This window comes from Pseudomonas sp. GM21 (assembly GCF_000282215.1).
In the GTDB taxonomy this organism is placed as follows: Bacteria; Pseudomonadota; Gammaproteobacteria; order Pseudomonadales; family Pseudomonadaceae; genus Aquipseudomonas.
In genome coordinates, this window is record NZ_AKJS01000074.1 from 17198 (window position 1) to 40276 (window position 23079).

General features: G+C 55.4%; 21 protein-coding genes and 5 pseudogenes. 12 read left to right on the top strand and 14 right to left on the bottom strand.

All coding sequences use genetic code 11. The features are described from left to right. Positions 1-64: 64 nt before the first annotated feature. Positions 65-1015 (top strand): PDR/VanB family oxidoreductase, encoded by a 951-nt coding sequence (locus PMI22_RS18025; RefSeq protein WP_007945093.1) that lies wholly within the window; start codon positions 65-67, stop codon positions 1013-1015. Between the two features lie 9 nt (positions 1016-1024). Here PMI22_RS18025 and PMI22_RS18020 read toward each other — a convergent pair whose 3' ends face one another. From PMI22_RS18020 to PMI22_RS18010, 3 genes are all read right to left on the bottom strand, one after another. Beyond that, on the bottom strand, positions 1025-1738 hold the full coding sequence (locus PMI22_RS18020) for a GntR family transcriptional regulator (protein ID WP_007945095.1): 714 nt from the start codon (positions 1736-1738) through the stop codon (positions 1025-1027). Between the two features lie 85 nt (positions 1739-1823). Continuing rightward, entirely contained in the window at positions 1824-3071 is a 1248-nt protein-coding gene (locus tag PMI22_RS18015) for an OprD family porin (protein ID WP_007945096.1), read from the bottom strand. A gap of 66 nt (positions 3072-3137) precedes the next feature. Further along, the gene (locus tag PMI22_RS18010; RefSeq protein ID WP_007945097.1) at positions 3138-4472 is read right to left on the bottom strand and encodes an MFS transporter; all 1335 of its coding nucleotides are present in this window, start codon (positions 4470-4472) and stop codon (positions 3138-3140) included. A 741-nt stretch (positions 4473-5213) separates the two neighbouring features. Between PMI22_RS18010 and PMI22_RS18005 the strand changes: the two genes are divergently transcribed. Next, on the top strand, positions 5214-5447 hold the full coding sequence (locus PMI22_RS18005; protein WP_007945098.1) for a hypothetical protein: 234 nt from the start codon (positions 5214-5216) through the stop codon (positions 5445-5447). A gap of 31 nt (positions 5448-5478) precedes the next feature. Here PMI22_RS18005 and PMI22_RS18000 read toward each other — a convergent pair whose 3' ends face one another. The 7 genes and pseudogenes from PMI22_RS18000 to PMI22_RS17975 form a co-directional block, all read right to left on the bottom strand. Next, positions 5479-5682, bottom strand: a complete 204-nt coding sequence (locus PMI22_RS18000) for a hypothetical protein (protein WP_007945099.1) — start codon at positions 5680-5682, stop codon at positions 5479-5481. A 593-nt stretch (positions 5683-6275) separates the two neighbouring features. Further along, positions 6276-6374 (bottom strand): annotated as a pseudogene (locus PMI22_RS31350) (hydroxymethylglutaryl-CoA lyase); the annotation flags it as partial. Positions 6375-6400: 26 nt separating this feature from the next. Beyond that, positions 6401-6964, bottom strand: coding sequence for a hypothetical protein (locus tag PMI22_RS17995; RefSeq protein WP_033049156.1), 564 nt, complete (start codon positions 6962-6964; stop codon positions 6401-6403). Positions 6965-7496: 532 nt separating this feature from the next. Next, positions 7497-7739: a hypothetical protein gene (locus PMI22_RS17985; RefSeq protein ID WP_007945104.1), complete on the bottom strand. Its 243-nt coding sequence runs from the start codon at positions 7737-7739 to the stop codon at positions 7497-7499. A 63-nt stretch (positions 7740-7802) separates the two neighbouring features. After that, positions 7803-8084 carry a hypothetical protein gene (locus tag PMI22_RS17980; protein WP_007945105.1) on the bottom strand — a complete coding sequence of 94 codons (282 nt, stop codon included), beginning with the start codon at positions 8082-8084 and terminating at the stop codon, positions 7803-7805. Between the two features lie 202 nt (positions 8085-8286). Continuing rightward, positions 8287-8464 (bottom strand): annotated as a pseudogene (locus PMI22_RS32000) (sunset domain-containing protein); the annotation flags it as partial. A 283-nt stretch (positions 8465-8747) separates the two neighbouring features. Next, entirely contained in the window at positions 8748-9641 is an 894-nt protein-coding gene (locus PMI22_RS17975) for a LysR substrate-binding domain-containing protein (protein ID WP_007945106.1), read from the bottom strand. Between the two features lie 170 nt (positions 9642-9811). Between PMI22_RS17975 and PMI22_RS30505 the strand changes: the two genes are divergently transcribed. From PMI22_RS30505 to PMI22_RS17965, 3 genes are all read left to right on the top strand, one after another. Next, entirely contained in the window at positions 9812-10108 is a 297-nt protein-coding gene (locus PMI22_RS30505) for an ABC transporter permease subunit (RefSeq protein ID WP_007945108.1), read from the top strand. Between the two features lie 252 nt (positions 10109-10360). After that, complete coding sequence (locus tag PMI22_RS17970; RefSeq protein WP_007945110.1) at positions 10361-10852, top strand: L-2-amino-thiazoline-4-carboxylic acid hydrolase; 492 nt, start codon at positions 10361-10363, stop codon at positions 10850-10852. Continuing rightward, entirely contained in the window at positions 10849-12084 is a 1236-nt protein-coding gene (locus PMI22_RS17965) for a M20 family metallo-hydrolase (protein ID WP_007945112.1), read from the top strand. Before PMI22_RS17970 ends, PMI22_RS17965 begins: the two co-directional genes overlap by 4 nt. A 157-nt stretch (positions 12085-12241) precedes the next feature. Here the strand turns inward: PMI22_RS17965 and PMI22_RS17960 are convergent, their stop codons facing one another. Next, positions 12242-12451, bottom strand: a complete 210-nt coding sequence (locus tag PMI22_RS17960; RefSeq protein WP_007945114.1) for a hypothetical protein — start codon at positions 12449-12451, stop codon at positions 12242-12244. Positions 12452-13118: 667 nt separating this feature from the next. Next, a pseudogene (locus PMI22_RS31355) lies at positions 13119-13373 on the bottom strand (patatin-like phospholipase family protein); the annotation flags it as partial. A 356-nt stretch (positions 13374-13729) separates the two neighbouring features. Here PMI22_RS31355 and PMI22_RS17950 point away from each other — a divergent pair. The 3 genes from PMI22_RS17950 (at position 13730) to PMI22_RS0129370 (ending at position 17303) form a co-directional block, all read left to right on the top strand. Continuing rightward, entirely contained in the window at positions 13730-14005 is a 276-nt protein-coding gene (locus PMI22_RS17950) for a hypothetical protein (protein ID WP_007945116.1), read from the top strand. 24 nt (positions 14006-14029) lie between these two features. Continuing rightward, complete coding sequence (locus PMI22_RS29955; RefSeq protein WP_157214429.1) at positions 14030-16603, top strand: diguanylate cyclase; 2574 nt, start codon at positions 14030-14032, stop codon at positions 16601-16603. A gap of 262 nt (positions 16604-16865) precedes the next feature. Then, a complete protein-coding gene (locus PMI22_RS0129370; RefSeq protein WP_238543935.1) occupies positions 16866-17303 on the top strand; it encodes a hypothetical protein in 438 nt (145 codons plus the stop codon). A gap of 642 nt (positions 17304-17945) precedes the next feature. On the opposite strand, the gene PMI22_RS17945 is transcribed toward PMI22_RS0129370, so the two are convergent. Then, positions 17946-18290 carry a hypothetical protein gene (locus PMI22_RS17945; RefSeq protein ID WP_007945122.1) on the bottom strand — a complete coding sequence of 115 codons (345 nt, stop codon included), beginning with the start codon at positions 18288-18290 and terminating at the stop codon, positions 17946-17948. 107 nt (positions 18291-18397) lie between these two features. Between PMI22_RS17945 and PMI22_RS0129375 the strand changes: the two genes are divergently transcribed. Beyond that, the gene (locus tag PMI22_RS0129375) at positions 18398-18670 is read left to right on the top strand and encodes a terminase small subunit (protein WP_081502779.1); all 273 of its coding nucleotides are present in this window, start codon (positions 18398-18400) and stop codon (positions 18668-18670) included. A 361-nt stretch (positions 18671-19031) separates the two neighbouring features. Here PMI22_RS0129375 and PMI22_RS17940 read toward each other — a convergent pair whose 3' ends face one another. Next, on the bottom strand, positions 19032-19193 hold the full coding sequence (locus tag PMI22_RS17940; RefSeq protein ID WP_007945125.1) for a type II toxin-antitoxin system CcdA family antitoxin: 162 nt from the start codon (positions 19191-19193) through the stop codon (positions 19032-19034). Positions 19194-19290: 97 nt separating this feature from the next. Here PMI22_RS17940 and PMI22_RS30515 point away from each other — a divergent pair. The 3 genes and pseudogenes from PMI22_RS30515 to metC all read left to right on the top strand — a co-directional run. Then, positions 19291-19458 (top strand): annotated as a pseudogene (locus PMI22_RS30515) (transposase domain-containing protein); the annotation flags it as partial. Positions 19459-19742: 284 nt separating this feature from the next. Beyond that, a complete protein-coding gene (locus PMI22_RS17935; protein WP_007945126.1) occupies positions 19743-20363 on the top strand; it encodes a hypothetical protein in 621 nt (206 codons plus the stop codon). 637 nt (positions 20364-21000) lie between these two features. Continuing rightward, a pseudogene (metC, locus tag PMI22_RS17930) lies at positions 21001-22971 on the top strand (cystathionine beta-lyase); the annotation flags it as partial. Positions 22972-23079: the final 108 nt, after the last annotated feature.

Genomic DNA, 23079 nt, shown 5'->3' on the forward strand with positions numbered 1-23079 from the left:
ACGCCCGTCCACTCCCATTGATCTTGTTCGCGGCCACTGCGGTGGCCGGTCTTGAAGGTTCGCCATGATTGAAGTCGTCGTGACATCCCGCAACAACGAAGCGTTGGATATTTGCAGCTACGAGTTGACCAGTGCACAAGGCGGGGCATTGCCCAGCTTCAGTGCCGGTGCCCATATCGACGTGCACCTTCCCAGCGGACTGATCCGCCAGTACTCACTGTGCAATCATCCGCAAGAGCGCCATCGCTATCTGATCGGTGTGCTCAAGGACGCGGCCTCGCGCGGTGGTTCTCAGGGCATGCATGAGCAGGTCAACAGTGGTGATCGGCTGTTCATCAGCGAACCGCGCAACCTCTTCCCGCTGGTGGGTGAGGCACGGCGCAGCCTGTTGTTCGCCGGCGGCATAGGCATCACTCCGATTCTCTGCATGGCCGAGCAACTGGCCCACAGCGGTGCCGATTTCGAGCTGCATTATTGCGCTCGCTCCACTGAGCGTGCGGCGTTTGCCGAGCGACTCAAAGGGGCCTCCTTTTCTGATCGCGTGCACCTGCATTTCGATGAAGAAGCCGATTCGCGTATGGATGCCGCCAAGATCCTGGCTAATCCGGGGCCGGACGTGCACCTATATGTCTGTGGCCCTTCAGGGTTCATGCAGTATGTGCTCGATAGCGCCAAGGCCCAAGGTTGGAGCGATGGGCAGTTGCACCGTGAATACTTCGCCGCAGCGCCGGTAGATACGCGTGACGATGGGACGTTCCAGGTCAAGCTTGGCAGTAGCGGGCAGGTGTTTGATATTCCGGCTGACAAGACTGTGGTTCAGGTGCTGGAAAGTCACGGTGTCGAGATTGCAATTTCCTGTGAGCAGGGCGTCTGCGGAACCTGCCTGACCCGTGTGCTGGAAGGGGTGCCTGATCACCGTGACCTGTTCCTCACCGAAGAAGAGCAAGCGGCCAATGATCAGTTCACGCCCTGCTGTTCGAGGGCTAAATCGGCGCTGTTGGTGTTGGATCTCTGAACGAGTCGGTTACTCGCCGCGTGCGATCACTTTCATCCGTTCGCTATTGCTGATCGCGCCGAATACCTCGGCGTAACGCAGGGTTGCATTGGCGTGTTCGCGCATTATGGCTTCGGCGCGTGCGCCCTGGCGACTGATCAGCGCGTCGAAGACCGAGTGGTGTTGCATGTGAGCGAAGTTGAAGCGCCGGTATTCGCGTGCCATGTCTTCACGATCGATAGCGAGCGCTGAGACTGAAGCGAAGGGCCGATGGTCGTTTCGTGACAGGGCTTCGGCAATGGCGGGGTTGGCACTACTTTCGACGATCACCTGATGAAAGCGCATGTTGAGGTCATGGAAGGCCTCAAGGTCTTCTTCTGTCACGTAGCCTTTGTCGAACAACGCATCGCCTTGTACCAGGCATTCCTGCAGCGCCGCCTGTGCTTGCTCGCTCAATCCGCGTTCGGCGCTCTGCCGCGCCGCCAGCCCCTCCAGTACCCCGCGCACCTCCACGGCTCCGGCGATATCGTCGGCACTCACCGAGCGCACCTGATAGCCCCTTCCGCCATGGCGCACCAGCAAACCTTCCTGTTCCAGAGTAAGAAAGGCCATGCGCACCGGCATGCGCGAGACGCCGAAGCGTTCCGCCGTCGGAATCTCCATCAGCCGCTCGCCAGCCGCCAGCTCTCCCGAGGCGATCATTTTGCGCAGTGCGACTAGCACCATTTGACCCGGTTTGCTCATGCAGGCGACTTCCAGAAAGTGGTTCGCCATAGTAACGCAAGGAAGGGGGGGGATGCAGGGGCGACTAGCGCCCCTGGCGGGAGGATCAGAGAGACAGTGGGTAGCTGACGATCACGCGGGTCTGATCGAAATCACTGTTGAAGCTGCGACGGTTGGTGGCGTTGTTGACCCGCACGCTAAGGTTTTTCATCGGGCCACTTTGCAAGGTGTAGCTGACCTCGGTGTCACGTTCCCATTCCTTGCCATTGCTACCCGCCTTGGTGGTGGCGTTCTCGCCGTGACCATAGCGGGTCATCAGCAGCAAGCCGGGGATGCCGGCGGCTACGAAGTTGTAATCATAGCGAGCCTGCCAGGAACGCTCGTCGGCGTTACTGAAGTTGCCGTTGAACATGTCGTTGCCCAAGGTGCGCCCACTACTGCCATACACGGACATCCAGCTGGTATCGCCGCTGACCTTTTGCAGCCCCAGATACAAGGTGTGGCCACCAAGGTTGGCCGAGAACAGCCCGTAGCCGGTAGTACTTTGCACGTTACCAATACGGGCGCTGCCGTCATCGTTATCGATGAAGTAGCCCAGATTCGCGCCGAGAGTCCAGTCACCAAACTTCTGTTTATGTAGCAGGTTCAGATAGCTTTGCTGATAAATGTCTTCGAGTTGCGAGTGCCAAGCGCCAATCAGGGTTTGTTGTTCATTGAAACGATATTCAGCGCCCGCATAGTTGAAACTGTCTGACGTAACGGTGGGCGCAGCCCAGGCAGAGAGGTCTTGCATGTTTGAGGAATTACGCAGGCTCGTGGCGGTGTATTGCCCTCCCTGCAGGCTCAGGCCGGATAGCTCTCGGGACACCAGCATGGTGCCTTGGAAGGTCTGTGGCAGTAGGCGTCCGTCATCGTAGCGCAGCAGCGGAACATCGGGCATGAGCTCGCCCAGAAATAGCTCAGTGTCAGAAAAGCGCATTTTTGCGGCCACTCCTGCACGCCCGTAGCTGTCGGCGGAGTGACCATCTTCATGCACCGGCAGCAGGTCGGAACCGCTGGTCTGACGGCTGCTGTCGAGCTTGATACCCAGCATCGCTATACCGTCAAGGCCAAAGCCTAGAACGCCAGGGGTGTAACCGGAATTGAACTTGAGGATAGCGCCCTGGGCCCATTCTTCTACCTTGCTCTTGCTGGCGCCGGGATCGTTGTAGTCACGATTGAAATAGTAATTTCGCAGCAACAGACTGGTCTTGGAATTCTCGAAAAAGCCGCTGCTCTCGGCATACGCTGAAGGTAATAAGGCAAGCGCTATTGCACCGCCGAGCAGGGCCCGGGGGAGAGGAAGGTAAGTCATTATTGTTGTATTCCTGGGGGTAGTAGTCAGTAGCGAGGCAAGGCCTCGCTACCTCTTTGCATTGCGTCAGGCGTGGCTGAGCTCGGCAGCAGGTTGCACTTGGGTGTTGAGCTTGAGTAGCAGCAACACGGCGGCGGCAATCACGAAAACCACGGCAAAAACCCCGTACAGGTGCAGTGGCTGCCAACCGCTGTCCAGCAACAGGCCGGCGACGGTCGGCGAAAGGATCGCGCCGATGCGTCCGATACCGATGCCCCAACCGACCCCTGTTGTTCGTACTGATGCGTCGTAGACAATCGGCGATAGCGCGTACAAGCCAGCCACGCAACCGTTGGCAAAGAGCCCGATCAACAGGCCCAGGCCGAGTGCCATGGATACTGATGAAGCGGATCCGACGAACAGTACCAGCAGGCCCGCAGTAATCAGCATGAACAGCGACAGCACCCGGGTCAGCCGCCAGCGCGAGGCCATGCCACCAATCAGCGCCGCGCCGAAGATACCGCCGACGCTCAACAGCACGCCGCCGCTGATGCCTTGCTGTGCCGATAGCCCTGCTGAAACCAGCAGTTTCGGCGTCCAGCTCATCACGAAGTAGAAGCCGAACATCACCAGGAAGAACAGCAGCCAGATCAGCAGGGTGGTGCGCCGTGAATCAGGTGAGAGCAACTGCGCCAGGCGCCCACGGCCTGAAATCGGCGCGGAGATGGCGACGGGCAGTTCGCGCAGTGCTGGCTGGCCGAGGCGGGCGGCCAGTCGATTGATGCGTGCCAAGGCATTCTCGGGGCGGCGGGCGATCAGAAAGTCCAACGACTCAGGCAAGTACATCAATACCAGTGGAATCACCGCCAGGGTCACGGCTCCACCGAATATGAAAACCGAACGCCAGCCAAAGTGCGTCAGCAGCCACACCGACAACAGCCCGCCCAAGGTCGCACCCAAGGCATAACCGGTGGATTGCAGGCTCACCGCCAGGCCTCGCCAGCGTTTGTTGGCATATTCACTGGCAATCACGTTGCTGCTGGCCAGGATTCCGCCGATACCCAAGCCGGTCAACCCACGCAGCAGCGCCAGTTGCACCGGCGTCTGGCTCAGTGCCGACAACAGCATGCCGGCCCCTGAGAGCAGCAGGCAAAACAGGATCAATGGCCGACGGCCATAGCGATCCGCCCACGGTGCAATAAACAGAGAGCCTGCCGCCATACCAAACAGTCCGGCACTCAACAGCAGTCCGATCTGCGCGCCGTTCAAGCCCCATTCGGCGGACACCGAGGAGGCCGTGAAGGCCATCACCAGCACGTCGAAGCCATCGATCATGTTCAAAACAATACAGATGCCCACGGCCAACCATTGGAACCGCGCCATGGGACGCTCATCTACCACGCTCTTCAGATCGACACTCATGGCTGCCCCTCGAGATGAGGCTGCGTAAAGATAAAGCGAGGGAGGCACACGAAGGTGGGTGCAAGCCGAAGCTTGTGCCCGATTGAGAAGTGATTCATCACGACACCCTATTATTTTTATGAGCGGGCAGGCGCAATACCTGACACCGTGCGGGGCCAGTCAATCAATTTATGGATCCATTGTGAAGAGGGGTTATATGGCGTTTTGTCTGATTTCTTTCTAAAAAATCAATAATCACCTTTTAAAACAACATGTTAGTTGAATTGTTAAATTGTTCGATAATCGAACGAAAATAGATATTTGCAAAAAAAGGGATCCATTGATGTCGCGCTGCGTGGAGTAGGTGGGCTACGTAACTATGATCGGTAAAGAGCGACTAAACCTGTCAGTCAAAACCCACAAAAATGTCAAAGATGTCCTGCATGAGGATTGCTACGTGATGGTGAGCCAGAGCCCCATGTTCTTGAATACTGCTTCGGCTCCCCGCTGCCAGGCGGGCTGGCTGAATACATAATTAGCCCTTTGTATCGGGGATTTCCTTCGTAAGGACAGATCCCGCTATTGAGCCAGATATCCATGGGCTCGGTGCCGTGCTGAGGTACGTCCAATGGAACAAGTCAGTTATCTTATGACTTGTGACTGTGGCGTCTGGTAATTGAACACGCGGTGAGTTATTAGATTAAAGCGGCTGAAAAAAACGACGGATCAGCTACAAACTAATAAAAAAATAATGGTGATCCCATGAGCTGTCTTGTTTGTGCAGGTGTCGCTGAACGCATTCAGTGTCTTGGCCCCTGGGAGGAGAGAGATTGTCCGGCCTGTGGTCGCTATCGAGTCGCAGATGCACTCGTGTTGACGCTGATGGAGCAGGGGCAAATCTTCGATGTGAGCAAAACAAGGATCTGGCTTGCCAGCAAGCGCAAGAAAGAAGCTATTCCGGCCATTGAGATCCACGAGGCGCTACTGGTGCTGTGAATTGGTTTTTTCTGAGCGAGATGGATACCAATCACTCGGGAGTCATCAGCACGGTGAGCGTTAGGTTCATGAAGTTCTTGTTCTTGCTGATGGTGTCCAAAGCACCACGAACGTTGCCGGCAACCTCTGCTGATCCGCGTTGCTCGACCCACAGCGTCAGTTCCATGATCGCGGCTTCGAGGGCAAGCTGGTTCTGTTTGATCTTGAAGGGCAGGGAGCAGGCTCGCTCCCACATTAGGGATAGGGGGTGGAATACAGGGTTAGTCTGTGGAAAACACAAATGCCAGACAGCACAAAGGGGAGCCTAGGCTCCCCTTTCATTTGTCGTAACGCGTGATCTTTTTTTATTATTGAGGGTCGGTCTGTTTTTGTTTTTGGAAACCGTTTCCCTTTACCGCTGTTTTTGTCGATCCCCATCAGGGATCAAGAGCAAACGTATTTTTTTGAGCGCTGATCTGCTTTTTCGCTAAGCGATCCAACCAGTTCGGGAGCTACCTGAGGGTAGTTTTATTGTTTTCTGCCCGGTTGTGGGTTACTCCGAAAAGCACCCTGAAAAGCACATCTTCTCCAAAAAAATCTGTTCGCTGCGTCTCTGTCGTGTTGTTTTTGTTATGTCAGAGTCGTTACGTCTTATTTTTATCAGGTTTGCCGCTTTTTTTGTTCTTGTTATGCAATAGAGAAAGCAGGCTTCGTGCCAACTTTTTAAAGCCTTTTAAAATCAATGACTTGATTTATTTTCGGGTTTCCAGTCGGCCAAAATCTGACAACTTGTTTCCGTGTTACTCGCTTTTGCCCACGTTTTCGGCGATGCGGTAACACCCGCAGACCTCACTGTGCGCTGCGAGCCTTGGCCACGCGCGAACCGGTCGGATGCCCCAGTACCGTACAAATCTGCTGACCCGCCAGAATCAATGCATCCAGATTGATACTGACTTCACCGGCACGACAAAGAACTAGCGTGATGTCTCGACTTTCAACACGTCGACTTGGATTGCGTCCACCGTCTGCCCGATCTGAAGGTTCAGCATCTGGGCCTGAATTTTGGGGTTGTTAACAGTAACGACTACCTCTTTCCCATCTGGACGCAGCAAGGTCACCTCGTTTTTTTTCATATCGATATTTGTGATTTTCGAGGTCACCTTGAGCGCGGAAAACACCTCTCCACCCGGAAGGCTGTCAGGTGGGGCGCGGTTGATCCAAGAATCATTGCTAACACTCGGAGCACCTTCAACGCTGGTGTTGAGTACGTAATCGACAGATCGAGTGACGCGGATGTCGACTTTATCGCTAACTTTCAGGTTGCGCATGGCCTTGGCCTGGTCGGTGAGTGGAATGGAAACCGGGCGTTTATCAAGGCCTTCAATGGTGACTCGGTAGTTGGCCGGATCGACGGCCAGTACCTGCGTTTCGAAGTGTTCATTCGAAGCGTCGCTGCTCAATGGTACTTCGTCCGCACGGGCTGAAAAGCTGACAGAGGTCACGAGTGAAACAAGGGCTAGAGCGCGAAGTGATTTCATACGCATGCTTCCCATAGGATGGCTGACTGAGCAGCCCGGAGCCCGCTGCCCGTGAGCCAAAGCATAGTCACCGATTGCAGATTTGCCCTCAGAAAAACCACCCTTTGCCGCAACTCCGGTCTTCATTCGCCGTGATCTCTATTGGATGTTTGGTGATGTGCAGAGGGTTTAACACCGTAGAAAGCTACCGCCTCGTCGCATTGGTAGCTGTCTTTGACGAAGCCCTTTCCCTGTTCGAAAATGATGCCGCCACTGCTACGGAATGTATGATCACACCCGTTCGTGGCCTTGGTTCGAAGCGTCCTCTGGATATGATGGAAACGAGGGCAGTCTTCGATCTAATTGGCCGACTGGAGAGGGGAGTTCTCGTGTGAGATTCGATAGGCGACTTGTTGGGCTGCGGAGCTAAAGATACTTTGGCTATCGATCCTTCGGGCTTAAGCTCGGCTCGACCCTAAGTCTTCAAACATGCCCTATGCGAGTCACTCCACGGCCTGCCATGACTGATTGTAGTAAGCGCATTTCGGCTGCCTCATTTTTCCTCGGCGTTGCCCTGGCGTCCGCTATCCCAGGCTCCAGTGAGCTCGTCTATTCGATCCGCAATTTGAGGCGTTTTTGATAGGACAAGGCCGCGCGTGTTGCCGACAAATTCTTCTATCAGGTACACCGCGTCGCTGACATCCAGTTCGAGCTCCTGCAATGTCTCATCGGGAATTCGAATCGCACCGTCACCATCCCATTCTTCGATGATGATTTTAATAGGTGGCTTTCTCACGTGTGGTCTCCATTGCCTTGAACCGGCAAGTCGAACCTGCCTGTAGATTCTCAGTGGCTAGTTCTACAGATCCGGATAATCGTCGAGCCTAAGACTAGGAGCGCTCTCATCCTGCGGCTCGCGCTGGGGCGTATGTATCACTCCGGCTTCAGCATCTACACGCATCTGTTCAATCTCCTTCTGAAATGCCTTGTCCTGAACCGTGGGTTTGCTGGTGTACGGTTTTCGGTCAGGTACAGGCTGGGCTGCATAAGTCGTTACCGCGTCTGGGTCGTGCTGCAGTTTTTCTTGGACTTGCGATTCCAACATCGCACGTAGCGCGTCTTTGTCGGGGCGGTTAAGCAATTGGTTACTCCTAGTTGGCAGTCAGCGATTGGCTCATTGGCTTGGTGGTGTGAGATGGGGCGTCCAAGCCTTAGCACCAATCGCCTGCGGTGAATGATGTTCTCAAGTATGAAAATAGCAAATGCCAGACGCATCTCTCAGCCTAATGTTGGGCATCGGCATCGGCATCGGTTTCGCGAGACCGGCTTTCAACAAGCAGCAACTACTTGCAGTTACCTGCCTTTCGATATCCTGCCGCTTGGGCCTCAGATGCTGACGTGAAGGAGACCTAATTTTTCAAACACCTGATCATAGACAGGGCATCCCATTGAGGGGTGGTACACCTGGCTCTTCCGGTTACCGATGATCACAACTGTCCCGGTTGCGCTCGCGAAGTTGGGTTACCACCAAGCAGCCCGAGATCGCGTAGCGCTTGGTGCAGAAGTTTTCGAATTTGTCATAAAAGTGCACGATCATCGCGATCGTCCACTCCTATCGTTCCTTCGGCCCCGTGAGGCCCGTGAGGCCCGGCTCGACGTAATACTTTATCGAACTGGAAGTTCCTACGTTCCGCTAACACATGACTATCAAGGTCATCGAGGGGATTGCTGCCCTTTATGATTACCTTTCTTAGGGCGCCTTTTGATTTCACTCCGCGGATTTACCTGTGTGGTGCATTATTTTCTAGATCAGACTGCGCTTGATCCAGTCATATAAGTCGTTCCCATCGTTAGACAACTCGCTGTTAGTCCGCCGGCACAAATAGTACTGGCGGCCATCGTCGACCTCCAGATCAAACAGTTTTACCAACTCACCACTGTCCGTATAGGGCGTCACCAGCGGCTCGCGTAGCAATGCGCAGCCTAGGCCTGTCAGCGTCGCCGTAAGCGCTAGCTGGCCATCTTCCAATAGCAAACCATCCAGCGCGGTTGTGTGGTGGACTTCGGCGGCCTCGAACCACTGGCCCCAAGTGCCGCGCTCTTCATCGTGCAGTAGTGGCAGTTCGCTGAGCGCCTGAGGCGTGTCAATTGGGCCGTTTTTCGTTAGAAAGGCGCGGCTGCAATATGGGGTGACGGCGCCGGTAATTAGTGGCTCGCTGAGGTACCCCGGCCAGTGTCCGGTGCCAAACCGGATCGATAGGTCGGCTGCGTCGCTAGGGTAACTACGGTGGTTAGCATAGGTAACGTTGATGTCCAGGGATGGATGGTCTTTGAGAAAGTGCGCCAAGCGCGGGATAAACAGGTTAATGCCTAATAGTGGGATCAGGCTGATAGTGACTTGACGCTTGGCGCTCTTTTCGCGCACGTGTTCCGTGGCGCTACGCAGTACCGAAAAGGCGGATCGGATGGCGCGGTAATACTCGCGACCCGCTTCGGTGAGCACCAGGTTACGCCCTTGGCGAAACGTCAGTGGTTGCTGCAAAAAACTTTCCAGCAAGTGTAATTGATGGCTCACGGCGGACGGTGATACGTCCAGCTCGCGGGCTGCGGAATTGACGCCGCCATGGCGGGCAAACGCCTCGAACGTTCGTACTGCGCGCAATGGGGGGTCGTTGGTCAACTGTTCTAAATTATTCATGTTATGAATTAAATGCTTAACTAAACCAATAATAAAGTGTCATATGTGCCTTATTTTGTCGTATTAGGCGTTTTTTATCTTGAGCATAAACATATGAATTTCTGATATTTGATTAAAATAGAATAGACGCTTAGTGTGCCGCCCTTACGTGCACTGAGGTCGATGATTTAATGGATTCTTTTATCCAGCAGCTGCTCAACGGTCTGATGACAGGCAGTCTCTACGCACTTGTGGCCTTAGTTTACTCGATGGTCTACGGCATTTTGCGAATCATCAATTTCGCTCATGGCGATGTACTGATGATAGGCGCGTTGGTAGGTTTATGGGTTATTCGACTGCTGCAGGCTGCATGGCCTGAACTGCCTCCAGTGTTGATGCTGCTGGTGGCAAAGCGTTCGAGCAGGCCTACAAGGAACGCTTCAAGACCAATATCGAGTTGCATGCACCGTTTGCCTACGACGGTGTAGGTGTGCTGGTAGCGGCTATTGAAAAAGGAGGCTCCACCGACCCGAAAAAATACCTCCCAGTGCTTCGCTCCATCAGCTACCCAGGCGTGACCGACATCATCGAGTTTGATGCCGAAGGTAATTTGAAGCAGCCATCGTTCACTGTTTAGCAGGCAAAGGCCAACCAATGGCAGCCGGTAAGTGTGGCAGGTGTTAAGTAACCTTAATTAAACGCCGGGCGAGTGGAAGTTCGCCTGGCCTCGGAGGCACGCAATGAGCAAGCTGGAAGGGGAATTAGGCATTCTTGCCCGTCGGCGTATCGAAGCCGAAATCATCAAGCCGATATACGAGATACTGGTGCGTGAGCAGGGCAAGGCCTTCGCTGCTGCTGTGATTGGGGAGGCGGTAGGAAATGCTGCAATCCAGGCCGGCAAGCATTTCGCCGCGCTTGAAGAAAAGGGAGCCGACTTAAAAAGCTTTGTCGAGCTTCAAGTGTTGTGGGAAAAGGACGATGCGCTGAAGGTTGAGATCATCGCCAGTGATGCGCAAAACTATGATTATGACGTCAAGCGTTGCCGATACGCCGACATGTACCACGATATGGGGCTCGCTGAAATCGGCCACTTGCTTTCATGTAACCGCGACGAACTATTTATTGTCGGCTACAACCCTGACATCGAGCTAACTCGCACTCAGACCATCATGAGTGGCGCCCCCCGTTGCGACTTCCGTTATCGGGCCAAGCCACAGGTGCCCAATTCATGAGCGATCTCGCGTGGGTCAATGGCGAGCGCCTATGGAGCTCTCTAATGGAAATGGCACAGATCGGCCGTACTGAAAAGGGCGGTGTGACGCGCTTGGCATTGACCGAAGAGGATCGCAGAGGTCGCGACTTGTTTGTTCAATGGTGCGAGGCGGCCGGATGTATTATTCGTATCGACGCCATGGGCAATATTTTTGCTCGCCGTCCTGGACTCCATGATGATCTGGCCCCGGTGTTGGTCGGCTCCCACGGCGACTCTCAACCTGCTGGTGGCAAATACGACGGCATATACGGTGTGCTTGCCGGACTGGAAGTGCTGCGTACTCTGAATGACCTCGGGATCAAGACTGATCGGCCCATCGAAGTGGTCAACTGGACTAACGAAGAAGGCTCGCGTTTTGCACCTGCGATGATTTCCTCTGGAGTGTATGCCGGGGTGTTTGATCTAGAGTTCGGGCTCTCCAGGGAGGACAAGTCAGGCGTCAGTATTGGCCAGGCTTTACAGCATATCGGCTATGCCGGGTCTCATCCGGTGGGAGGCCAGTCACTACACGCCTCGTTTGAATTACATATCGAGCAGGGGCCCATTCTAGAAGCCCAAAACATCACTATCGGTGTCGTCACGGGCGCACAGGGTCAACGTTGGTACGAGGTGGAATTGACCGGGCGCAGCGCTCACGCTGGCACCACGCCGATGGATCATCGCCTAGATGCGCTGCTGGGTTTCGCCCGAGTAGTGGAGGCCGTTAATCAGCTGGGACTAGAGCAGGGCGCGGAAGGGCGGGCGACAGTAGGCATGGCGAATATCTTTCCCAACTCGCGCAACGTGGTGCCAGGGCGAGTATTTTTCAGTGTGGAGTTTCGTCATCCGGATGAAGCAGTGTTGGCGCGCCAGGATCAGCAACTGCATGACGCAGTGGCGCGTATTGCCGAGCAGATTGGGCTGCAGCACAGTGTGAGGCAGATTTTCCAGTACGCGCCGATTGCGTTTGATAAAAACTGCGTGGAGGTGGTACGCGCATCCGCCGAGGCGTTGGGGTATAGCCATCGGCCGATGATTTCTGGGGCAGGCCATGACGCCTGCTATTTGAGCCGTGTAGCACCGACCGCCATGATTTTTATACCCTGTGTGGATGGCTTAAGCCACAACGAGGCGGAAGAAATCCATCCTCATTGGTCGACAGCGGGGGCCAATGTTTTATTGCATGCGGTATTGGCCAAAGCGCATGTCTGACAGGTGCCCCCTGACTTGAGGGAGGGGAGCATTCACCCGATTGTGCGGCCGTGAATAGAGCATTCGGAGTTCGCACTGGCTTCGTCAATGATGCAGCCGATGGAGTGCCCAGCTCAGGACTTCTAGGCTGCGGAAGCTTACCAAAATCGAGACATACTCATTCAGGCGTCATGAGCACCGCCAGAGCCATATTGATGAACTCTTCGTTTCTGCTGATTGTGTCCAAGGCACCACGAACATTACCAGCGACCTCTGCTGATCCGCGCTGCTCGACCCAGAGTGTCAGCTCCATGATTGCGGCTTCGAGGGCGAGTTGGTTCTGATTGATCTTGAAGAGCAGGGAAGGGAGCAGGTCTGAATTTGGCATCGCGATTCCTCCGTGAAAGAGGGCAGCGTAGCAGGCGGACGTTACTCCCGTTCCAGCTACCTGGTGTCTAAGGTCACCGGTTCAATAGTAACCAGATCTCCGATCAGCACCGGATGGTAACGAGAGAGATACCGTACCTGCTCAGTAGGTAATGCTCGGTGCAGGATCACGCATTCCTAACTGCTTCGGATATTGAGCATTTAATGTCGAACAAACAGCCTCTGCCTCCGTCCTGACTTTGAATACGCCATGCTTGCTGGCTGACCCTCCCTCTACAAGATCGACGACTCTGTATCGCTTGCTGCCATCGTCCAGCGTGGTGGTTGCAATGACTCTGAATCTTGCGTGCATGGTTGCTTTCCGTGCATGACATTGGTGTCCTACAAGTACCGGCAAAAGGAGACGATTTCAAGAACGGGATGGGCTTCAACTGAGACAGTTTATGACGGTGCAATGCGCTCGTCTTTGCAGGAGGGCCGGCTCAGCAGCAGGTGGCGTGTCGACGCATTTTTCTTAAAGTCGCTACTTCGGGCCAACTGGGCCAGGCTAAGCTTTTGGCGTTCCTGATAGAGGTACAGTGGAAATCCTTCTGAACGAACATCACTGGTACGGCCTGTCCATCCGAAGTGAACCTGGCGATTAAGCGCAGGTCGAATAGAGCCATCACTCAATGTTCATGGGCATGCGAATGGATGGTGAGGGCACCAGGTACCGTGGTGCGTTCAAGCCCCCCATGTTCCAGCCACCGAAGGGTCTGCTCATATGCGCGCTGCAGCAAAGACTCGGTCTGGTCAAAGTTGAACACCGAGACATCCACGGGGCACAAAGGCGGGACGATGTGCAGGCTGGTGAGAGTGCGGAAGTGTTCGATGTCACTTACCAACTGGCGCATGCTCATCAGGTTGACGGTATGTAGGGCTAAGTGTTGGTGCTGACGCCGAATTGACCCAGTGGCCGAGATGTCACTGCCCCAGTCTTATTCCTCGCGAACCATTGCCTATGCTGGATTTCTGCCTACCAAGGGTAGGGCAGCCTTGCGTCGGCACGTGGGTCAATTCGGCGTCAGCGTCTACAGCTCATGAGGACGCATTGGGCATGATGCTCGAGGGTACGCAATCCGAAATATCCATCTGATTAGTAGCGTATTTTTTACTCTCAAGAAACCGGCTCTATTAGGGCGAAGACTGATCCAGGTCAACATGTCTGGATTCTTATTGTGCTCATCATGCAAGAGACTTATGTACTCGTGCCTTGGTCAGGATTTTCTTGGATGGTTATATGAGTGGTGCTGTTGCGCGACTGCAATCTTTCATGGGGACGTTTTTCTCCAACCTGGCCGCTAAACGTGGCCTGCTGATATTCGTGCTGCTGGTTCAGGGCGCCTGTGCGGGGGGGTACCTGTACCTGGAGCACAACTGGATCGAAGCAGGGGTGGTGCAGAGCCTGAAAAACGTGTCGTCGATGCATCGGCGCAGCTTTGACCTGCTCGAAACCACGCTGAACTACCAGCTCTCGTCGGTCGGTGAGGCCGTGCAGGCCGTGGGTGACCGCTAGAATGCCCCACTCCTGCATGCGCTGTTGGCAAAGGAAGTAAAAAGTGAATGGTTGGATGCTGTAGTCATCCTCGACGCAGCTGGCAATATCGTTGCCCTTGACGCTGACGTGCCACTGGAGTCGGTCTTGTTGCCGGGTGTGTTGGCGAAGCGCTCCTTCAAGGACTTGCCCAATTATCAGGCGGCCCTGGCGGGTGGGGCCGAGTTCGCCACCTTTTTTGCTCCGCGTCCGAATGCCCTCGAACTGGGTGGCGGGGGGATTACGCTGTTCCGGATGATCAGGTCGGCGGACGGGCAGTTGCTCGGCACTGTTGTCGGCTTTACCAGTCTGCACAGCATGTCGGCTTTGCTGAATATCGATGCCGCACGGGGGTTCGATCTGGGCCAGGACGGCATCCTAGGGTTTATTGATCAACGCACGCATGAATGGCTGTATCGCTATGCACATGCAGGGACTTCAGTCGTCCAGGGGCATAAGGTCATCAGCCCCCCATTGTTCGAGGACACCCGGTACGGGGTGGAGGTGAAGTTTTACCGATCCCCCATCGACGGCCTGGAGCGAATTGCCGTGTTAGCCCCGCAGCGCGACCATCAATGGCTGCAAATGGTCGCGGCGAGTAAGGACGAGTACCTGTTTAACTGGCGCCTCCAGGTGGCTTTCTCGGTGCTGGCATTTGCCGGCATGGCTGTCCTGCAGTGGCTGCTACTGGGGTTTTTCCGTCGGAATCACCAGCAGCGTAGGTTACTGGATCTGGTTCTCGACAGCATTGATGCCAATGTTTATTTCAAGACCCTCGAGGGGCGCCTCCTCTACATCAACGCCAAGGCTGCTGCCTACTTTGCCATGCCCGCTGACCAGCTCATCGGTCGTCTGGAGCGCGAATTCCTGCCGAAGGAAACCGCCGATAGATTTCATGAGATGGATCGCGAGGTGATCACCTCGGGCAAAAAGCACATCGGCATGGAAGTCGTCACGATGCCCAATGGCCAAACCGTTCACTTATCCTCGATCAAGGTGCCGATGCAGTTGCCGGGCCAACCGCCCACCCTGATCGGCGTTTCGACCGATGTGACCGAGTTGCATAAGCAATCCGTTGCCCGTGAAGCCGCCGAAAAGGCACTGGCGGCACACAACCACGCCCTGTGGTTGAACAACCAGGTGCTGGAGCAATTGGGCCAGAATGCCTCGTTGCCTGAGGTGCTGAACACCATGCTGCGCATCATCGATGACTATCGTCCCGGTGTACTGGGCTCCGTGTCACTGGTGGCTGACAATGGCAGGGAGCTGGTCGGCTGTGCCGCACCCAATTTGCCTGAGGCGTGGTTGAGAGCCACGGCGCGGTTACTGATCGAGGATAGGAGCGGGTCTGGTGCGACGGCTGTTCACCGTGGGGAGACCGTCATTGTTGAGGATATTGCTACCCATCCCTATTGGGCCGCGCCTCATGTTGCCGTTCTTCGTGACATGATCCTCGGTCTCGGGCTGCGTGCGGTTTGGTCACAGCCGATCAAAAGCAATGAGGGCAAGGTGCTCGGTGTCTTCAATATGTATCAGCGTGAACCCGCCGCCCCGGATGCCGAGGATCTCGTTTTGCTGGCGGACTATGCCCGACTCGCGCAGATGGTCATCGAGCGCGCGCGCCTAGCCGAGGCCTTGCAGGAAAGCCAGGCCCTGTATCGCTTGATGGCAGAAAACAGCAACGATGCGATCTGGGTGATGCAATTTCCGGACTTGACCTATAGCTATATGAGTCCCTCGATTGTATGGCTGTACGGCTGGACGCCGGAAGAATTCGCCGGCCAGCCACCCGAGGAGCTGATGTCTGCGCAGGAGTTACGCAGGTGGAGCGATACGGTCAAGGAGCATGTCCGACGTATTGGCGAAGGCGACCTGACGGCCTGTTTGATCGAACATGAGCTGGAAGTCCGAAATAAGGATGGCCATCTTGTCCAAGTCGAGACGGTCGCCAATATCATGCTGGACAGCGCCTCCCGACCGACTCACATTGTCGGCAGTTCCCGGGACATCACCCGGCGTAAGGCCGCCGAGGACTCCATCCGGAAAATGGCGTTCTTCGACCAACTGACCGGTTTGCCCAACCGCCGCATGCTGGAAGACCGGCTGGCTCAGCTGCTCGCTCTGGCGCAACGGGAACAACGTAAACTGTCACTGCTCTTTGTGGATCTGGACAAGTTCAAGGCGGTCAATGATCAGCACGGGCATGCCGCCGGCGACTGGCTATTGAAGCAGGTCGCCTCACGTATGGGTTCGGTACTGCGCACCTCCGATACCGCCGCACGTGTCGGCGGCGATGAGTTTGTCATCCTCCTGCCTGATGCCCGCACGACAGAAGAGGCCGTGCTGGTCGCGGAGAAAATCCGTTGCGTCCTTGAGCTGCCCTTTGTCATGGATGACGGCGTAGAACTGGATATTTCGTCGAGTATCGGCGTGGTGATGTACCCCGACCAGGCGAACAATATGCGCGACCTGCTGCACTTTGGCGACGAAGCCATGTACCGCGCCAAGAAGGGCGGCAGGAACGCGGTGGCGGTGTTTGCCGCGCCGGCACAGCCATCCCCTGTTGACGTCCAGGTCTGAAAACAGAACGCCTGTTGAGGAACACCAGCCATTTCTAATGGCTGGTGTTGGGCAAGCGTGCAGTCGAGGAGAAAAACTTCTCACATGTCGCAAAAATCCTGAGTTATGCGACGACTGACTCGGGATTGGCGGTAAAGGCATTGCGATGTCGCGTGAGTCTGTCGCTGGTGCTCAATGATCTGCGACATGAAATGCGATAAATGTCCATCGCCTCAACACAGTGCTTTGATTAAGTCAGAAAGGCCCGAATGGAAGTTTCCAGGTGATTGAGCAGAGTTTCAAAATTAGATTTTCAGAGATCGAAATCACAGTGCCACCGGCACCCGGTCTCTATGAGATCGTGACTGCTGAAGGCGGGCTGCTGAAGGTAGGTATCAGTGGCAATCTGCGCAAGCGGCTTGTACAGCACAGGCAATCCAAGCAGTCTCGACTCAAGCTCAAGGAAGGAGGAGATTGGAGCAACCCGAATGACGTCATGAGCAAGCAGTCGATACTCGCGAAGCACTTGTTTTTCCATTCCCCAACTCCTGGCTACGATTTGAAAACTGAAGCTGGTAGGCAGTCCTTCCTGGAGCAGCGGTGCCATGTGTTGGTAACCGTAACCACGACTCGGAAGGAGGCTCGCGAGATGGAAAGGCTCAAGGAGCAAAGTGGCGCATATCAATTCGTGGGAGTTACACAGGCTCACAGGCCAGGATGATTAGCTCCCCATCGATATCACGTCTTCCCGTGGCTAATTGACCTACGCAGCGGGCAATGGAGATGTCGCTGGTTCGGGCCCATTGGCCCGGCTTAGCCTTAGGTTTTTCAGGGAGGTGAACATGCTGTTCTCAATCAATGAAAACCAACCAAGCCCGCCCATCCTTGGAGATATTTGGACAGACTTGGGATTGCCTTCACGAGGCACGATGACTTCATGACATCGTTCGGCATGGACTACCTTTTGCGTTCCTTGATCAGATAGCGCCCCGTCTTCAGGTTGATGGTGAAGTTATCGCCTAGGCTATTTGCGTGTCGCCCACAACGTTGGCACACAGGTCGAAAGCAGGGCGGTTCAACACGGTAAAAATCGACCGTTTGATCGCATTGGTAGCTGACTTTGAGGGCGCCCGTTGGTGCTGACGCCGAATTGACCCAGTGGCCGAGATGTCACTGCCCCAGTCTTATTCCTCGCGAACCATTGCCTATGCTGGGTTTCTGCCTACCTGGGTAGGGCAGCCTTGCGTCGGCATGTGGGTCAATTAGGCGTCAGCGTCTACACACTCGGCAATGACCGAGTAAAAACCACGATGGGCGGGTGCAGCCATTGCTGTGCTGGGTTTCGCTGAAGAGCTGCAACGCATTAGGACGCTATTCTGGGTAGAACCGAGGCACGTATAGGCTTGACCGGATACCAAAACCACCCATTGTCCTCAACCGGGACACTGGTGTTTCTCTCAATTGTGAAAATGTGATGGCTTTCGCTACCGTTGGGAAATGAAAGTTCAATCATGTAGGCGCTGAACCAGTTTGCCAGCGCTGGCAGTTGGAGCCCTAGCCAGCCAGGCTTGTGAAATAAATCAAAGGTGTAATTTAACCCTGTGTAGACAGCCCGCGCCCCTTCATTGAATTGAAACAACACGTCGTCCAAAACGAAGTCGTCTTGTTCCATTACATAAATTTTAACTTCACCTTGTGCCCTTATCATCGACTCGCTCCTTGCGCTGGGGATACCCAATAGCAATACCTGCATCCAACCACCATTTCAAGCACTGCCCAAGAGAGACACCAAAGTCTCAAGGAATCCCTATGGTGATGACAGCAAAACAGCTGCGCTTCGTCGATGAGTACCTGATTGACCTGAACTCCACGCAAGCCGCTATCCGTGCGGGGGGCAGCCCGAAGACGGCAAGAGTCATCGCGGCGCATAACTTAGCAAAACTTAACATTCAGCCGGCAGTCGCCGAGAGGATGCAGGGGCGCTCAGGTCGGGGGGGGGATCACCGCGCACCTGCTCGTGGGCTGGCAATCATCGGTGGCAGTAGCTACATTTGGCGAGCGAATGAGAGGCAAGCTAAGCAATATTAGCCAGATGTCAGTCATAAGGCTGAAAGGGGTCTGCAAAATGAATGCTCACCAACGCCGCAGACGTATCGTATTTTGGCGCGGATCGTTCCCCGTGATACTCGGCTTTGTAATTCTAGTCGTGGCTTTGATACTGGCTGACCGAGTAGCACCAGAAAATACCCTGGAGTTCGATGGCGTAAATCTGCACCAGCAGGTTGGCCACTCTCAGAAATTGGAACGTCAGGGATCCGGCCAGACAGTCGGAGCGCAGCGACGCGAGGTTGCATTGTTAGTCTGAAGTCTCTGCCGCCGCTCATTTCGTTGCGCGTCTGCGCATCGATTCGCCCTTCAGTTCGATTTAATACTCGTGCGAACTAAGGCATCAGAATCTCCGTACGTCGTCGCTGAACACTCCGTGAGCTTCAACGTGTTCGTTGTAGGCATTTATTGCTTCGCTGTTCTCTGCCAGCCATTGCTCACACTGCTTCTTCGTCTGGGTCTCCGCCAGCGCCTGCTCTAATATAGTTTCCTCTTGAGTGTGCATGGTATTTCCTCCATTTCAGCCGCATTACCAAGCCAAAGCTTAAGTTAAAACACCATTTTTCAGACGGTCAATCAGACCCAGTACGGCTTGAGTTTCTATCGAAAAGCTGACCCACGAGATTGCGCAGCTCAAGCGCTTCAAGTTTGCCAAGCGCAGCGAGCAATTAAGCCCGGATCAAACCAGTCTGCTCAATGATCTGATCGACACTGACATTGCCGCCATGGGTTTATTTATGCAGTTGTTATCAGTTGTCGTAGTGCCAACGGTACTCATGGTCATTTTCGGCGCTCGGCAAATCCGCAATGCGATTTCTCTGCCAAAATGACAGGGCGACCCGCCAGCATCTGAAGGCAACAAGGAGACTTGCTATGGGTTGGTATTGCCATCCATCCCCCCTGCGGGGCGGGGGGAGTACGTGGCAAGTCTCGATGCTGCAATCCTACTCGCAGAGCTGGGAGACGAACCTGATTTCACCGAGTGCCCGGTGCCAGGCATGGCCAGATTGACCGACAAAAACAAACAACCAATCGAATGACCAGGAGTCGCGCCATGATATTGAAAGTTCTGAGCGTCAGCTTTGCTGCCTTTGCAGCTGTGGCAGCTTCTTCTGTGTTCGCTACCGGTAGTACCGATCCCAAGCCGACGCGTTCGATTGATCCGGGCATCCCAACAAGTGAGTACCGCTTTGCCCTGCTGGAGGTTGACCATAAGCTGGACAATGCAGCAATGCACCAGCTTGGGCGGCAGTTGAGCCTGAAGAGGAAGACGCAATTGGACTCGGTTACGAAAGCCATAGCCGGAAATGGCAAGTTCAAGGTGCAGGGCAATCCCGCCTCTGTATTGGTTGTTGAAGGCGAGCATTTCCCACTGGCGGTGATGGAAGGGGTCGCAAGAGATCAAGCTGTCGCGGCGGGGAAAAGCTTGGAAGCAGTGCCGACTGAAACGAAGGTTGGCTACATCCTGGACGTGGAAGAGACGAAAATCGACGGTGCGCGCCGTAAGATGCACACCACTATTCGATTCCAACAGTCGGTATTGGCTGACACCGGCAGCACGGCAACGACCTCTTTCGTTGAGCAGGACACGATGGGCGTGGGTGATGTGCGCATCATGTCCTGGGAGCTGGCCGGCAAGCAGTACGCAATGGCCATCCGTGCGGAACATTTCTAAGGGGAGACAAAGGCAAGGGTGGCTGTTGGCGCCGACGCCGAATTGAACCAGTCGCCGAGATGTCACTGATCCAGTCTGACTCCTCGCGAACCATTGTCTGTGCGGGATTTGTGCCGACTTGGGGCGGGGCAGTCTTGCGTCAGTACGTGGGTCAGTTCTGTGTTGGCGGCTACAGGGGGGGATTGGGAAGGGCGAAATCAAGAAGTAAAAACCCCGCATGTGCGGGCAAAACTATTCGCTGATCCTTCAGCCGTCTTATAGTCAGTGTAGATCCAGTGAGTAAAGGTGCAAGGCAGGAACGAAAGCCACACGCTGAGGCATTCCCACCATGCTGCTTTGGGGGGGATTGACGCCGGTCATTCAAGGGGGGGCAACGGCGTCATTCCGCTTTAGTCTATCGCGTGTGCCGCAGTGATTTCCGTACAATGAGGGCGAGAGATTGACTGATGCCATCTCACGTTTGTGACGCCAAGCTGCTCTGCATACTCAACAATAGTTGAATAGCTTCCCTCCCAATTTGACAGTCGCGCCCGTCGAACAGCGGGCGAATCAAACAGCGCGTAACACACAGCATCATGCGAAGTAAGACAATTAGCGGGATGCTCAAGCACCCTTCTTTGACCTTGGAAGCTGTAGCGCGGGCGTGAAAACGGTAACGGCTGCACAGGTCGAGCAGTGGGCAATAGACGCCGGGCGCAGTCTGTTTTTGTGCGACGTGCGCACCGTCGAAGAGTTTGCCGCCGCAAGCTTGCCGGGCGCGCAACACACACCGGGCGGCCAGTTGATTCAATCTACTGACCTGTATGTGGGCGTGCGCAAGGCGCGGCTGGTACTGATCGACAGCGATGGTGTGCGTGCGCCAATTGTCGCGAGTTGGCTACGCCAGTTGGGGCATGAGGTGTATGTGCTGGAGGGTGGCGTGAGCAGCGGTCTGGCGTTACCTGCAGGCGAGGTGATCGGCCACGAGGCGCTGCCATCGATCACGGCGCAGGCACTGTCTGATGCACTCAAAGATGAGGCCGTCGCGCTGATCGATCTGCGTCCGAGCATGACCTATCGCAAGGGCCATATTGCGGGTTCGCGCTGGTCGATCCGCTCGTTGCTCGCGCAACACGTGGCGGGTGAGCAGCGACCGCTGGTGTTGTTGGCCGATGATGCGCAACTGGCCACGTTCGCCACACAGGAGTTGCCCGAAGACCAGCGCGCTCAGGTGCGGCTGTTGGGCGGCGGGCTCGGTGCCTGGCGTGCAGCGGGTTTCGCCGTGCAGGAAAGCCCGGACACTCCATCCAACGATCAATGCATTGATTTTCTGTTCTTTACCCATGACCGCCACTCCGGCAACAAGAATGCGGCGCGTCAATACCTTGCATGGGAAATCGGTTTGCTGGCGCAAATGAGCGACGACGAAATCGCAAGTCTCAACCCATTGCGACCTCAAGCGCGTCCGGATACGAGGGTGCGTACGCGTCTGGTGCATTCGGCGCGGGCTCAGGGGGCCGGCGGCCGCTTAGTCAATGTGCCGGTCACTCGCTTAAGCACCGTGCTGTTCGACAACCTGGCGCAAATGCGTGACGCTCGCGCCCGGCGTGATCATGAGCGTGTGCTCAGTTATGGTGCCCGCGGCAACCCGACGGCGTTCGCCCTCGAAGACTTGGTCACCGAGCTGGAAGGTGGTTATCGCACTCGCTTGTTCGGTACCGGGTTGGCAGCGATCGCGCAGACGTTTCTCGCTTACCTGCGGCCGGGCGATCATGTGTTGATCACCGACGCGGTATACGCGCCTGTGCGGCGCCTGGCCCGGGATTTTCTTCAGCCCTTCGGTATTCAGGTCAGCTATTTCGCCCCGGACGGGCGTGACTTGGAGGCTCGACTGCAAGCCAACAGCAAAATGGTCTACACAGAAGTGCCAGGCTCATTGTTGTATGAACTGTGCGACTTGCCGGCCATTGCTGCCCTGTGCAAACCGCTAGGTATCCTGCTGGCCGTCGACAACACCTGGGGCTCGGGTTACCTGTGCCGACCGCTGACGCTCGGCGCAGACATCTCGATCATGGCGCTGACCAAGTACCTGAGCGGCCACAGCGATGTGGTCATGGGCAGTGTCTGCACCCGCGAAGAAGTGTGGCCGGCACTCGCGGCCATGAGCGACAACTTTGGAGCAACCGTCAGCCCCGACGACGCCTATCTGGTACTGCGCGGCGCTCGAACGCTGGCGCCTCGACTGGAGGTGCATGAACGTCAGGCTCTGGAAATCGCACATTGGTTGCAAGCGCAACCGCAGGTGAAACGGGTGTTCCATCCGGCCTTACCCGATCATCCCGATCATGCCTTATGGAGGCGGGATTTCACTGGCAGCAATGGCTTGCTGTCCTTTGAGTTGAACGAGACGGACACCGTGTATATCGAGCGTTTCATTGATGCGCTGCAGCTGTTCGGGTTAGGCGCTTCCTGGGGCGGTTTTGAAAGTCTGATTACCGTGGCCGATACCCAAGACCGTAACAGTGCGGCTGATCGCTCATTAAACCCGGTGTTGCGTTTGCACATCGGGCTGGAAGATGTCGCCGCGTTGATTGAAGATCTGCAGCACGGATTTCGGGCTTTAGGGTAACCGACGAAGGAAAGCTGCTGAAAGTAGATATCAGCGGCAATCTACGTAGACGGTTTATCCATAGGCTGCGTCCGGGGCATTGTGGAGCGGCGCCCAGCCACGGCTGGG